Genomic DNA, 12,718 nt, shown 5'->3' on the forward strand with positions numbered 1-12,718 from the left:
CCCGGCCGTCACCGATTCGAGGTGTTTCAGGGAAGGTGCTTGCGGGCCGCTGCGACGGAGTCCGTGACGCCGTGCACCGCCGTGTCCGTCACGTCGCCGAGCCGGTGGGCGACGGCGTGGGCCCGGTGGGTGAGGGCGTCGGACGCGTGGTCCGCGGCGTGGCGGGTGCGGTAGGCGAGGGAGGGCTTGCCGTGGGTGTCGGCCGCGGCGATGAGGAGGCCTCCGGCCAGGGACACGTTGGCGAGCAACTGGGCCCGCCGGGACGCACGTTCGTCGGGATCGTCGGCCGCTCCGTCGGAGTAGGCAGCCAGGGCCGCCGGTACCAACGTCACCGCGAGGGCCGCCGACGCCAGGCGTGGCGCGCGCCCCAGCGCGAGGAGGACTCCGGCGCCGAGCTGCACCGCGCCTTGCAGACGTGCGAGCTGCTCGGGGTCGTCCGGGAGGAAGGCGTACCGGGCGGCCAGTCTGGCGACCGGATCGTTGCCGGTGCCACCGGAGTGGTCCCGGGGGACGGGGTGGCGTACCGCCGTGTACCCGTCACGGATGAACTTCGTGGCCAGCAAGGGCCGGGCGACTCTGCGCAGGACAGCCATGTGCGTCGGCTGCCCAGTCCGCGGCGGACCACACCCGTCCGGCTGCCGGCACGTTCGAGAAGCGGCGCCGGACGTCCAGGGAGCGCGTGGCCCGCTCCGGTCGGTACCCGTCCGTCCGGGCGTACGCGGCATATCGCCGGGATGGGATCGGCAACTGGGGGCACAAGGGGGGTGACACAACCGCTGTGACGGATGGTGACACATGCTGCTCCCTCGCCCGGACACGATTCGCACGCTGCTGGCCCGCTACTACGAGCTGCAGCTGGAACACTCCCAGGACTCCCACTACGAGCTGCAGCGGAGCCTGGAGGACGTGACGTACACGTTGTGCGTCAGCACCGGCACCCGGACCGTCCAGGACGCTCTGCTCGCGGCGGAAGCCATCCTGCGGAGCTCAACCACGGATCAGCGACCCGCACTTCAGATCCCGGGACAGCGGAGCACGCCACCCGGATCAGCCTCACACCCCTTCGCTCCCTGAGCGCCACGAGGCAGAGAGAGCCAGGTGAACGCTCCGTGACGGGAAACGAAGCGGGCGCGGCCGGGCACGTGTGCCGGCCGGCCTCGGCGGCCGAGGCGCGCAGGGAAGTGGAGTTCGCTCTCCACCCTCTGCTGTGCTCGCCGGACAGCCACTACCTCCGGGCGCACCGGGCCGGTTTCGAGGACGCGATGCTGGTCGCCTCCGAGCTCGTCGGGCATGTGCTCCACCATCCCGAGGACTCCCCCGATGTGCGCCACCATCCCGAGGACTCCCCGGATGCGCGCCACCACCAGGGGCACTCCTCCGGCTGCTTCCTCGTGTGCCTCCTGCACAGCGACGAGGTCACCATCACCGTGACCGACACCTGCGAGGAGATCCTTCCTCTCTGCCCGCGCGCACCGACTCCCGGAAGCACCGGCCTCGCCGGCCTCGCATGGTGGGTGATCAACAAGGTCGCCGACCAGGTCGTCGTCCAGGCTCTGCCCACCGGCGGCAAGACGATCACCGTGGCCGTGCCACTCTCCGGCCCCTGACGCGCTCTCCTCGGAATATCACCCAGGAGCAACACCCCGGGAATTTCGGGTAACCACTTTTTCTACATGATCCTCTCCGGTGCGCCCGGACGTTCATCAGCCCATCCCATTCTTTCGCATTCCCGATGGCGTCAGAGAATTACCCTCCGGACCAGGTAGGTTTCGATGTGAAGGTATTCTCGTCACCCGAAGGAAATGCTTGATGAAGGTTCGCACCGGGAATCCGTCCGCCGCTCGTGCCGTGACAGACGACTTTCTGTCCGGCCAGGACCGGCCGGTCCCGTCGCCCAACGACTCCCGAGGGATCGGCCGACTGCTCTTCGCGCGGCTCGCCGAACTGGAAGAGGGCACCGCCGAACACCAGTACGTCCGCAACACGCTGGTCGAGACCCATACGAACCTGGTGCGGTTCGCCGCGAGGCGCTACCGCACCCACCAGGCCGGGCAGTTCGAAGACATCCTCCAGGTCGGCACCATCGGCCTCATCAAAGCCATCGAGCGCTTCGAACTCTCCCGCGAGGTGGACTTCCCCGCTTTCGCGCTCCCCTATATCAGCGGCGAAATCAAGCGTTTCTTCCGTGACACCACCTGGTCCGTCCACGTGCCCAGGCGCCTCAAGGAACTGCGTTCCTCCATCAAGGCCGCCCACGAAGATCTGGCCGTGCATCTCGACCGCGCCCCCACGGCCTCGGAGCTGGCCCTCCATCTGGGTCTGCCCGAGGACGACGTGGCAGAGGCACTGATCGCGGCCAACGGCTACACCGCCGACTCCCTCGACGCGCCCTTGGGCACCAGCGCCGGTGATACCGGGAGCACCACGCCGAGCTGGGCCGAGATGCTCGGCGACCAGGACAGCAGGCTGCAGCACGTGGAGAACCTGCACACGCTCGCGCCTCTCCTGGCAGCTCTGGACGACCGCCAGCGCACCGTGCTGCGGCTGCGCTACGGCCAGGAGCTGACGCAGACGGAAATCGGCGCGCACCTGGGCGTCTCGCAGATGCACGTCTCACGCATCCTCAAGCACACCTTGGCGGCCTTGCGCGCGGGAATGCTCGACTAGGGCCGTCCCGCCGTGGTCTGAGCGGCGGCTGCCGTGAGCACCTGGTCGGCCAGTTGTTCGGCGGACTGTCCACGGCCCGCGTCGATACGTCGCAGGCCCAGCCTGTCCACGGCCTCGGTCATGAGTGTCTGGTAGCGCTCGGTGCGGGCCAGGAACTGGTCCATCAGGGTCTGCTCCCCGGCCGTTGCCTCGTCGTAGCGGCCCGCCGCGCGGACGCGGGCGCGTAAGACGGCGTGGTCGGTGGTGAGCCACACGGCGGCCGTGCGCGGGGCCTGGAGCCTCGCGGCGTGGACGGGCCAGAGGGCCGACCCCTCCAGAACCATGCCCGTCCGGCCGTGGCCCTCAGCCGTGTGGGTCGCGATCAACTCTTCGATACGGGGCCACAGCCGATCGTAGTGGCCGAGAACAGACGCGATCAGTTCGTCAACCGGGAGTGATCCGTAGTGCTCGGCCACGTGCGCCGGCACCTCCTGCTCCGGCGTTCTCCAGGGTCGCCCAGGGTGCCGGGCCAACCCGTCGGTGCTCAGGTACGCGAACCCGAGTCTCTCCGCCACTACTTCGGCAACGGTCGACTTTCCGACGTTCGACGTCCCGCCGATCAGAACCACCCGTACATCACGCACGTCGACGACCCTACCGAAAGGCCGCTCATCGCCGGCGGTCCAGCTCTGGTGCTCCCGGCGGTCCAGCAGCCTCCAGTGGGGCGCGCGAGCCGCTCTTCGCCTACGAGCCCCTGGAGGCGGCCCACGTGCCGTCCGACACGCCCCTCACCACCCGCGGTTCACCGTGGCCTTCGGGCCGGTCACCAGCGTCGCCGCCGGGACGTCCTCGGCCACCACCGCGCCCGCCGCGATCACCGCGTCCCTGCCGATGGTGACGCCCGGCAGGATCGTGGCACCGGCGCCGATCCAGACGTTCTCCTGTACGTGGATGGGCCCGCCGGTGAGGTAGTGGCGGCGTTCCTCCGGGTCGACCGGGTGGCCGCTGGTGATGAACGTGGCCTTCGGGCCGACCATCACGCGCGCGTCGAGGCGGATTCCCGCGTAGTCCAGGAACGTGCAGTTCTGGTTGATGAACACCCGGTCGGCCAGGTCGAGACGGAGGCCGTAGTCGGTGAAGAAGGGTGGGTAGACCGTGGTCCTGGGCGGCAGCGGCCTGCCGAGGATCTGTGCGAAGAGGGCCGCCTTGCCCTCCTCGTCCTCGAACGGCAGGACGTTCAGCCGGGAGGTCAGTTCGGTGGCGCGGAGGACCCTGGCGGCCATGGCCTGGAACTCGGGGCTGTGGATGCGCATGAGACGGTCGCTGGGCATGGACACCACCCTGCCACCTCCCACTGCGACGATGGGGATGCTCTCGTGAAGCGACGAGAGCCGGCGGAAGGCAGGCTCGGCGCTTCCCCGGCACGACCAGACCATGAGGTGCGCATGGCCCATCTGTTTCTCTTCGGCTGCTTCGCCCTGCTGGGCGCGGCCGCCTCGCTGGCCGCCCGTGCCGGGTACCGGGGCCAGGTCTGCGACCGGTTCGCCGGGTACGAGGTTCCCGCCGCGGTGAAGTCGGATCCCGCGCTACGGAAGCGGGCCGACGACCTGGTGGCCTTCTGGTGCACCGGGGCCGCGGTCCTCGGCTTCGCTCCCCTGGTGCCTCCGGGAGCGTCCTGCTCAGCGGCGGTGGTGCGTCGGTCTCCACCTGGGGGCTGATCGCCCTCGCGGCGTACGCCCTGGTCGTCGTGACCGTAGGCGGCTACCCCTTCGAGAAGATCAAGCAGCTCGCCGGCTCCGCCGCGCGCTGAGCGTACGCAGGCCAGGAGCCCGGGGCGCTGTCCGCCCCGGGCTCCTCCGCGTTCTCCGGCTCACTCACATACGGGCTCACATACTGGCGAGGACCGCGCCCAGGACCATGCCGCCCACCAGCCCGATGGCGCTGACGACGATGGCGACCGTGGAGAGCCGCTCCTTCCGGACGGTCTTGGCGATGATGGCCATAACCAGGCCGGCCAGCGCGAAGACGATCGGCAGGATGATGAACCCGACCACGCCCAGGACGATCGCGATGATGCTGAGCACGTTGCTGCTCGCCCCGCGCTGAGGCGTGCCATGGTTCTGCTGACCGGTCGGCTGGTTGCTGTACTGCGTAGTCATCTGCCACTCCTTCGGGACGGTCGCACCGAGATCCGATCCCGATGTGGACCGGCCTGACACTCGGGTGCCCCGAAGTTCCTTGCTGACACAGCTACTTGGGCTCGGAGCCAGGAAGATCCGGTGCGGCAGCGCCTTCCGGGCGGCCACCCCCCTGCCGTCCGGGCCCGGCGGGAGTGCGCCCGGCAGGTGCCTCGGTGCCGTCGGACGGGCCCAGCAGATGGCCGCGGTCGCGCAGGGCTCGCTCGACGGCTTCGAGGCGGCGTCGCTGCCGGCGCATGGTCAGGGGGTTGGCCAGGAGCAGCCCTGCCAGCACGAGGTTGTAACCGGCTCGCACGTAGTGCCCGTCAAGAGCCTTGAGCAGGCCGGTCACGAACCACAGCAGGGCGAGGCCCCCCAGCAACCACCATGCCAAACGGCTGTCCTGGAGGTCCAACGAACGCCGCGCCCGCGTCGCGGCGTCGATCGCGGCCGGCAACTCCGCCGGGTCCTCAGGTATTTCACCGCGTCGAATCCGGCGGACCACTCCTATGTACCGGGCCGTGCCGATCCCCAGCCTCGCCGCCCGGCGACGCGTCTGCCACCAGGCCAGGGCGACCACGAATGCGGCCAGCAGAACGAGGACGACGGCGAGCGTCAGCCCCTGGGAGACGTCCGCCCTGCCGTCACCGAGGATCGCTCCCACCAGGAAGCCTGCCAGCGCCGCCGCCGCCAGAACGCCCAGGACCATTCCCACCGCACCCGCGCGCCCCGACTCCGTACGCGCCTCTTCCGTTGCCCCGGACATGGCCGGTCCCCCTCCGCCGCGTTTCCCTTTCCGGGCGCCTACCCCCTGGAGCCTTCAGCACCCCGCCGAGCATCCGCGTCCCGGCCGGCCGGCCCGCCGAAATCCCCCGGAACGGCATTGCCTCATAGGGAAGTTGGCTCGCATGCGCTGTCGCGGGCCGGGCACAAGGGCCGGTACGGAAAGGGGGCCGTCGATGAGCTCTGGTCTGGAAGTGTCGGCGTGGCGCGGTTCGGACGACCCGTCCGACTGGGCAGGGGCCGCGGTGATCCTCGCGCTCTACCTGCTGATCGGTTACGGGCTGGAGTACCACTCGAAGAAGCGCCGGGGTGCCGCACGCCCGGCGAGGGCGGCGGCGGAAGGGCTGTTCTCGGAACGGGAGGGCATGGCCGCCGCTCCGGAACAGCACTTCGCCAGCCGCATGGTGATGATGGTCGGCGCGCTGGCAGCGGGAGGCGCCGGGTTCCTCACCCGGGACGCGGCCACGGCGGTGCACTATGCGGCCATGGGCGGGGTCGCGCTGCTCGCGATCTTCGCGTGCGCGTACTTCGACTACCGGACGCAGCCACGCACCAACTCGGATCAGTAGAGATCACCCTGATCGCCCATCAGGTGATCTTGGTTACAGCTTCTCGGGGCCGGGCCTCCCGTCCTGGTGCGCTGCCAGACTCGGGATGTCCCATCCGATGATCACGTCTCACGTGGTCACGCCCCGACAAGGTGCCGATGTCCCCGTTCACGCTGCGGAAGAGACCCGACGATCGAGCGCCGCGAGGCCGGACCAGGCGCCGGAGAACCCTCTTCGGGGCCGTGCTCGCCCTGGCGCTCTCCCTCTCGACGCTCACCCTGTCCGCCGCACCCGCGCAGGCGAGTGACGCCTACAACAGCATCACCAGCGCCTCCGCGCCCAACGTCGACTGGATGTCCCGTATCGCGGACGGCACCAGCCTGTCCTGGCTCTCCGTGCCCGGCACCCACGACAGCCTCGCGCTCTGCGGCGAGCGGGATCCGAAGACCGGGAAGTGCGGAGGCATCGCCACCAGCATCACGCAGACCCAGGAGAACCACGGGTTCAGCGCGCAGACGCTGACCACCCAGTTCCGCGCCGGTATCCGGGCCCTCGACATCCGGGTCCGGCTCGACAAGGGCGACGAGGGGCTGAAGTTCACGATCCACCACGGCGCCGCCTACCAGTACGCGAACTTCACCGACGTGCTGAACGCGACCCGCGACTTCCTGCGCGACGAGCCCGACGAGACGGTGCTCCTGCATCTGAAGGCCGAGTGCGACGGCGGCACCTTCGGCTGCGAGGACGCCGAGGGCTACCGTACGGACGAGTGGCGCAAGAAGGTCTTCGATTCCTACCTCGACGGCCGCTCCTACACCGGCGACGGCGACGAGAGCACCAGGTCCACCGCCTGGCGCGACCTGTTCTGGGCTCCCTCGGTGACCGGCAGGGGTCAGGCCGGCCAGGTCCCCTCGCTCGGTGAGGTGCGCGGCAAGGTGGTCCTGATGGGCTACCGGGCCACGAAGGGCGGCATCTACGACGGGTACGGGATCAAGCAGCCGTACCCGGCCGGCGGCTCCAACGAGGAGTACGTGCAGGACGCGTACGAGGTCGACACCATCAGCGACATCGCCGGCAAGTGGGAGAAGGTCCGGGCCCACCTGCGGAAGGCCAACGGCACCTGGGACTCCTCACGGCCCGGTGAGAAGGAGTACCCGTACAAGCCGGGCGCGCTGTACATCAACTACACCAGCGGTACGGGCGGGGGCGCCCACCCCTACACCGTGGCGGGCGGCACGCCCACGGCGACCGGGGTCAACTCCTTCCTGCGGCAGTGCCTCCAGGGCGAGAACGACCGGTGCCCGGAGTTCCACGCGGACCGCGGCGACAAGTTCGGCGGCCGGTCCGGCCTGGACCGGATGGGCGTCGTGATGATGGACTTCCCTGGCGGGAAGCTCATCGACGACATCATCGGCCGCAACGAGACCGGCGGCTCCACCCGCAAGGTGATGGTCGTCGGCGACTCCATGTCCCAGGGCCACGAAGGGGACTACACCTGGCGCTACCGGCTCTGGCAGTGGTTCCGCGACCAGCGGATCGCCGTCGACTTCGTGGGCCCGTACAGCGGTACGAAGCCCCAGGACACCCCGTCCGCCCCGCAGCCGCCGCGCCTCCAGGGCGAGCCGGAACCGGCGGCCGGTCCGCCGAAGACCTCCGGCGCGTATGCCAAGGACGCGCAGGGCTTCGACAGCGACCACTTCGCGGTCTGGGGACGGCAGGCGGCCCAGGACAAGTCCCTGATCAAGGAGCAGGTCGCGAAGTACCAGCCGGACCTGCTGCTGGTGGGCCTCGGCTTCAACGACATGGGCTGGTTCGTCAGCGACGCCGGCGGCACCCTCGACAGCATGAAGAAGCTGGTGGACGAGGCCCGCGCCGCCAAGCCCAACCTGAAGTTCGCCGTGGCCAACGTCCCGCAGCGGGCGAAGATCGGCGGCCGTGACGACCTGATCACCAAGACGACCGCGTACAACGAGGCGCTCGCCGAGGCCATCCCCGGCTGGCACTCGTCCTCCTCGCCGGTCAAGCTCGTCGACTGGGCCGGTGCCTACGACTGCGCTCCGGCCTCCTGCCCCGCCGCCTACGACGGCCTGCACCCCAACGCCGTCGGCGAGTACCAGATCGCCGGTGCCTTCGGGACCACCCTGCACAAGGAGTTCGGCCTCGGCACCTCCGCCCCGAGCGTCCCGACCACCGGCCCGGCCCGCCCGTCCGGCACCCCGGGCAACGTGAAGGCCACCTCGGCGGACAGCGGGATCGTGGTCACCTGGGACCAGGTCTTCGGGGCGTACGGGTACGAGGTCCGCTCCCGCCTGGCCGGGCTGCCCGACTGGAGCACCGCGCGCTCGATCGGCAACCGGTTCGACACCACCTGGGTGGCCGATGGCCAGAAGTGGGAGTACCAGGTCCGTACGGACAACGGTGCGACCAGCTCCGCCTGGTCGTCCACCGTGAGCGCCACGGCCCGGCCCAGGACGGCGGCCGGACCGGTCGGCATCGTCACCCGTCCCACGGCGACCGGCATCGACTTCGCCTGGGGCGCGCCGACCGGCCCGTACACCGACTCCATCGACCGCTACGGCGTGATCGCGTACGACCAGGACACCCCGGGCGCGTTCGTCCAGACGGTGGGCACACGGAACAAGGCCCTCCACTTCGACGGGCTGAAGCCGGGCCACCGGTACACCCTGGCCGTGCAGACCTGGAACCGGGCGGGCGGCGGACTGCCCGCGCTCGGCCGGCCCGTCGTCGTCGGCGCGGGGACACCGCCCGCTCCGACGGGCCTGAAGGTCGTCTCGACCGATGCGACGACCGTCCAGCTCAGCTGGAAGGGCTCCGCGCAGGCGGCCGGCTACCGGGTGTGGATCCGCAACATCAACAACGGCAGCCAGTCGGCGGCCGACGAGTCGGTCATCTCGGAGACGAACCACGGGATCGCGTTCCTGGTCCCCGGAACGTGGAACTACGAGTTCTGCACGACGGCGGTCAACGGCGCGCTGGAGTCGGGCAAGTCGAACTGTGTGGTGGCGCCGAGGCCGGCCAGCAGCTGATCCGGCGCACGGCTCCGTGTCCTACCGGTAGCTGAGCCCGCGTACGGTTCTCGCGTTACGCCGGGTGCCCCGGACCCTTTCGTTCTCGTTTCGGGGCACCCGGCTCACCGCACGTCCGGGCCGATGCGGTCCGTCGTCCGGCTCGTCGAGTCGTACGTCCGGGCTTCGGCCCACCGTCCCGGTACCGCCGCCCCTGACGGAAGCCACCGGCAGTCAGGTCCGGGCCAGATGGCACCGCGCCCCCGGCCGAGCGTGATGTGCGGGACCCATCGGCCAGGAGCGAGCAGCGGATGGGACCGGCCGTCGCCGTCGGCCTCCCGCAGGATCCGCCACACCCTCTCGTGCAGCGCGAGCAGCGCCGCGTCCGGCCGTACCGCCCAGGCCAGCACGTTGTTCCGGCCGGAGAAGCGCAGCAGCCCGGTCAGGTGGAGCGGCAGCGGCAGCGCGTCGAGCGCCTCCGTCAGTGCGGTACGGGTGGCGGCCGGCAGGACGTCCGCCGCCGCGAGCGTGAGGTGCGGCCGGTTGGTCGGGTGGCGGTGGCCGGCCTGGCTGGGCAGGCCCTCGTCGGCGACGGACCGCCACACGCGCCGTACGACCCGCTCGGTCGCCTCGTCCGGCAGGAGCTCGATGCTGTGCACCAGCGCAGCGTACGGTCGTGGTGCCGCGCTTGCCCTCCGGACGGCCTCAGACCTGCTGCGGGAGGCCGCCGTCGCCCTCGATCACCAGCCGGTCGGTGCCGGGCTCCTCCGCCCCCTCGACCACGGTCACGTCGATCGTGCCGTCGCCGGTGGTGTCGAACTGGTAGACGTCCGCGACACCGTCACCGGTCGTGTCCGTCATCCACACGTCGGGCTTGCCGTCGCCGTTGGTGTCCGCGCTGAGGAGGACGTGGTGCTCGTCCCCCTGGGTCACCGGCGCTTCTTCGGTGGTTCCGTTGGTCTCCATGGCGGCCGGTTGCCCCCGGGAGACTGTTCGAAACCGCGGCACGCGCCAGGACAGGATGAGGACATGCTCGACTACGACGAAGAGGCCCGGCACTACGACGCGTCCCGAGGCGGTGAACCGAGAGCCCGCGCGGCCGCCGACGCGGTGGAGCGGCTCCTGCCGCACGGGCCGTGCGTGGTCCTGGACATCGCGTGCGGCACGGGCATCGTGACCGGGCGGCTGCGGCGGCCGGGGCGGACGGTGGTGGGCGTCGACCGCTCCCCCGGGATGCTGGGCCTGGCCGGGCGGCGGATGCCCGGAGGTGTCGTACGAGGCGACGCCACCCGGCTGCCGTGCGCGGCGGCCTCGGTGGACGCCGTGGTCATCGTCTGGCTGCTCCACCTCCTGCCGGACCCCGAACCGGTCCTGGCCGAGGCGGCCCGGGTGCTGCGGCCCGGCGGGGTGCTGATCACCACCGTCGACAAGAACGACGCGTACTTCACGGAGGACAGCGACATCGGCCGGATCACGGCGGAGCTGCGGCACCGGTACGCACCTGAGGTGTCCGACCGCTCGGCCCGGGTGGTCGGTGCGGCGGCGGACGTGGGGCTGGAGCCCACGGGCCGTACGGAGTTCCCGGGCATCGGCCAGGGCCGCAGCCCCCGCAGCTGGTGCGAGGCGATCGACGCGGGGTTCATCCTCTGGTGCACCGACGCGTCCCCGGACCAGGTGGCCGACGTACGGCGCCGGCTCGCCGCTCTGCCGGACCAGGACGTGGCCCGTCCGGACCCTCAGTACCGTCTCGTCGCCCTGAGCTTGAAGGTGTGACAGGACGCCCTCTCGTCGTGATCGAGGCCGAGCGGATCGTCTGCGCGGAGCACCGGCTACGACGCGAGGGCTTCGCACCGCGCCGGTTCTGGACCAAGTAGGCCCGGCAGCACGGAAGTAGGCACGTCAGAAGACGGACAGCCCGGTGAGCGTGGTGAAACGGTCGAGGGCCGACACACCCGCCACCGAGTTGCCGCGCTTGTCGAGCCCCGGGCTCCAGACGCACAGCGTGCACACGCCCGGCACGATGGCGATGATCCCGCCGCCGACGCCGCTCTTGCCCGGCAGCCCCACCCGGTAGGCGAACTCCCCGGCCGCGTCGTACGTCCCGCAGGTGAGCATGACCGCGTTGACCTGCTTCGCCTGGCTGCGGGTCAACAGCGCCGACCCGTCGGCCCGGACACCGCCCCGGGCCAGAAACCCGGCGGCGAGGGCCAGGTCCGCGCACGAGGCCTCGATGGAGCACTGCCGGAAGTAGGCGGCGAGCAGGGCCGGGACCGGCAGCGTGATGTTGCCGTAGGAGGCCATGAAGTGGGCCAGCGCGGCGTTACGGTCCCCGAAGGCGGCCTCGGAGGCGGCGACCTGCGGTACGAAGTCGATGGCGGCGTTGCCGCTCTCGGCGCGCAACAGGTCCCGCACCTGGCCGGCGGCGTCCCCGGTCAGAGCCTGCAACCGGTCGGTGACCACCAACGCACCGGCGTTGATGAACGGGTTACGGGGGATCCCGTTCTCGTACTCCAGCTGCACCAGCGAGTTGAACGGGTTGCCCGACGGCTCGCGCCCCACGCCCTGCCAGAGCTGCCCGCCGTCCAGGGAGAGCGCCAGGGCCAGGGCGAACACCTTCGAGATGGACTGCGTCGAGAACGGCTGCCGCCAGTCACCGACCCCGTAGACGGTCCCGTCCGGCTCCGCGACGGCCATGCCGAACCGCCGGGGATCGGCACCGGCGAGCATCGGTATGTAGTCGGCGGGCGTGCCGTGGTCGTCGAGCGCGCTCATCTCCTCGGCGATCCGGCTGATCACCGAGGAGAACCGGTGGGAGCCGGGGCGCGGGCGCGGAGCCGGAGTGCCGATCCGAGGGGCGGCGGAGGTGTGGGGCACGGCGTTTCCTGACGGGGGCGGTTCGGCGTTCGGCGTACGGAGGTGGATCGAGGTCGCCCCCAGTCTGCCAGCTGCGCCGGAGCGCGCCGAAGCTGGTTGCGGCGGCCAACGAGCGGGTGCGAGGCGCGAACGTACGGACCCTGGCACGTCCTGGCGCCCGCGTGCGTGGAGACCGGCCTCACCCCTACAGCGGCCGCCACCTTGGCTCCGCAGCCGACCGGATCCGCCCGAGGGCTACCGCGAGGCCCTCACTTCCCACCGCGCCGGCTCAGCCTGCGTACCACTCTGAGAAGCCACCCCGGCTCTCTCCATTGTGAGAGAACTTGGCGCGCGATCACGGTGTCGGGGTGGTCCTCGCCCAAGAGCCGCTCACTGTCGGCCACCACCCGCTCCAACAGCTCGATCGCCTCCCCAGTGCGCCCCGTCTGCCTGTACGAGACGGCGAGGTTGGCCCGGGCCCTCACGGTGTCGGGGTGGTCCTCACCGAGCAGCCGCTCCCGGTCGGCCACCACCCGCTCCTCGATCACCATCGCCTCCTCGGTCCGCCCCGCCTGCCCGTACGAGGCGGCGAGATTGGCCCGAGCCAGCACAGTGGAGGGATGGTCCTCACCGAGCAGCCGCTCCCGGTCGGCCACCACCCGCTCCTCGATCACCATCGCCTCCT

The 12,718-nt window shown here is 70.8% G+C and carries 16 protein-coding genes and 1 pseudogene; 8 read left to right on the forward strand and 9 right to left on the reverse strand.

The genetic code is table 11. The features are described from left to right. Window positions 1-26 precede the first annotated feature (26 nt). Entirely contained in the window at window positions 27-593 is a 567-nt protein-coding gene (locus tag ACIRR8_RS01475; RefSeq protein WP_404057741.1) for a DoxX family protein, read from the reverse strand. 202 nt (window positions 594-795) lie between these two features. Between ACIRR8_RS01475 and ACIRR8_RS01480 the strand changes: the two genes are divergently transcribed. From ACIRR8_RS01480 to ACIRR8_RS01490, 3 genes are all read left to right on the forward strand, one after another. After that, window positions 796-1,074 (forward strand): DUF5133 domain-containing protein, encoded by a 279-nt coding sequence (locus tag ACIRR8_RS01480; RefSeq protein WP_404057743.1) that lies wholly within the window; start codon window positions 796-798, stop codon window positions 1,072-1,074. Between the two features lie 35 nt (window positions 1,075-1,109). After that, window positions 1,110-1,607 (forward strand): hypothetical protein, encoded by a 498-nt coding sequence (locus tag ACIRR8_RS01485; protein WP_404057745.1) that lies wholly within the window; start codon window positions 1,110-1,112, stop codon window positions 1,605-1,607. Window positions 1,608-1,809: 202 nt separating this feature from the next. Beyond that, entirely contained in the window at window positions 1,810-2,667 is an 858-nt protein-coding gene (locus tag ACIRR8_RS01490) for a SigB/SigF/SigG family RNA polymerase sigma factor (RefSeq protein WP_404057747.1), read from the forward strand. Here ACIRR8_RS01490 and ACIRR8_RS01495 read toward each other — a convergent pair. Together ACIRR8_RS01495 and ACIRR8_RS01500 are read right to left on the reverse strand one after the other, a co-directional pair. Then, window positions 2,664-3,275: a hypothetical protein gene (locus ACIRR8_RS01495; RefSeq protein WP_404058681.1), complete on the reverse strand. Its 612-nt coding sequence runs from the start codon at window positions 3,273-3,275 to the stop codon at window positions 2,664-2,666. The two genes, ACIRR8_RS01490 and ACIRR8_RS01495, sit on opposite strands and share 4 nt — an antisense overlap. Before the next feature lie 159 nt (window positions 3,276-3,434). Further along, entirely contained in the window at window positions 3,435-3,977 is a 543-nt protein-coding gene (locus ACIRR8_RS01500; protein WP_404057749.1) for a DapH/DapD/GlmU-related protein, read from the reverse strand. A 114-nt stretch (window positions 3,978-4,091) separates the two neighbouring features. On the opposite strand from ACIRR8_RS01500, the gene ACIRR8_RS01505 reads away from it, so the two are divergent. After that, window positions 4,092-4,364 (forward strand): hypothetical protein, encoded by a 273-nt coding sequence (locus ACIRR8_RS01505; RefSeq protein ID WP_404057751.1) that lies wholly within the window; start codon window positions 4,092-4,094, stop codon window positions 4,362-4,364. Between the two features lie 168 nt (window positions 4,365-4,532). Here ACIRR8_RS01505 and ACIRR8_RS01510 read toward each other — a convergent pair whose 3' ends face one another. Together ACIRR8_RS01510 and ACIRR8_RS01515 are read right to left on the reverse strand one after the other, a co-directional pair. Continuing rightward, window positions 4,533-4,805 (reverse strand): hypothetical protein, encoded by a 273-nt coding sequence (locus ACIRR8_RS01510; protein ID WP_404057753.1) that lies wholly within the window; start codon window positions 4,803-4,805, stop codon window positions 4,533-4,535. Between the two features lie 91 nt (window positions 4,806-4,896). Beyond that, window positions 4,897-5,589: a hypothetical protein gene (locus tag ACIRR8_RS01515; protein WP_404057755.1), complete on the reverse strand. Its 693-nt coding sequence runs from the start codon at window positions 5,587-5,589 to the stop codon at window positions 4,897-4,899. A 193-nt stretch (window positions 5,590-5,782) separates the two neighbouring features. Between ACIRR8_RS01515 and ACIRR8_RS01520 the strand changes: the two genes are divergently transcribed. Next, window positions 5,783-6,175: a hypothetical protein gene (locus ACIRR8_RS01520; protein WP_404057757.1), complete on the forward strand. Its 393-nt coding sequence runs from the start codon at window positions 5,783-5,785 to the stop codon at window positions 6,173-6,175. Between the two features lie 221 nt (window positions 6,176-6,396). Then, window positions 6,397-9,201: a phosphatidylinositol-specific phospholipase C domain-containing protein gene (locus ACIRR8_RS01525; protein WP_404057759.1), complete on the forward strand. Its 2,805-nt coding sequence runs from the start codon at window positions 6,397-6,399 to the stop codon at window positions 9,199-9,201. Between the two features lie 104 nt (window positions 9,202-9,305). Here the strand turns inward: ACIRR8_RS01525 and ACIRR8_RS01530 are convergent, their stop codons facing one another. Both ACIRR8_RS01530 and ACIRR8_RS01535 read right to left on the reverse strand, forming a co-directional pair. Further along, window positions 9,306-9,839 carry a 2'-5' RNA ligase family protein gene (locus tag ACIRR8_RS01530; protein WP_404057761.1) on the reverse strand — a complete coding sequence of 178 codons (534 nt, stop codon included), beginning with the start codon at window positions 9,837-9,839 and terminating at the stop codon, window positions 9,306-9,308. A gap of 46 nt (window positions 9,840-9,885) precedes the next feature. Further along, window positions 9,886-10,146, reverse strand: a complete 261-nt coding sequence (locus tag ACIRR8_RS01535) for a hypothetical protein (protein WP_350675298.1) — start codon at window positions 10,144-10,146, stop codon at window positions 9,886-9,888. 63 nt (window positions 10,147-10,209) lie between these two features. Here ACIRR8_RS01535 and ACIRR8_RS01540 point away from each other — a divergent pair, with 63 nt between their 5' ends. Further along, the gene (locus ACIRR8_RS01540) at window positions 10,210-10,953 is read left to right on the forward strand and encodes a class I SAM-dependent methyltransferase (RefSeq protein WP_404057763.1); all 744 of its coding nucleotides are present in this window, start codon (window positions 10,210-10,212) and stop codon (window positions 10,951-10,953) included. Window positions 10,954-10,958: 5 nt separating this feature from the next. Then, window positions 10,959-11,054: pseudogene (locus ACIRR8_RS01545) on the forward strand (pyridoxamine 5'-phosphate oxidase family protein); the annotation flags it as partial. A 25-nt stretch (window positions 11,055-11,079) separates the two neighbouring features. Here ACIRR8_RS01545 and ACIRR8_RS01550 read toward each other — a convergent pair. Beyond that, window positions 11,080-12,054 (reverse strand): glutaminase, encoded by a 975-nt coding sequence (locus tag ACIRR8_RS01550; protein WP_403112228.1) that lies wholly within the window; start codon window positions 12,052-12,054, stop codon window positions 11,080-11,082. A gap of 248 nt (window positions 12,055-12,302) precedes the next feature. Beyond that, on the reverse strand, window positions 12,303-12,718 hold a 416-nt coding region (locus ACIRR8_RS01555), incomplete at its 5' end, for a tetratricopeptide repeat protein (RefSeq protein WP_404057766.1).

Source organism: Streptomyces sp. NPDC101178 (genome assembly GCF_044767965.1).
Taxonomy (GTDB): domain Bacteria; phylum Actinomycetota; class Actinomycetes; order Streptomycetales; family Streptomycetaceae; genus Streptomyces.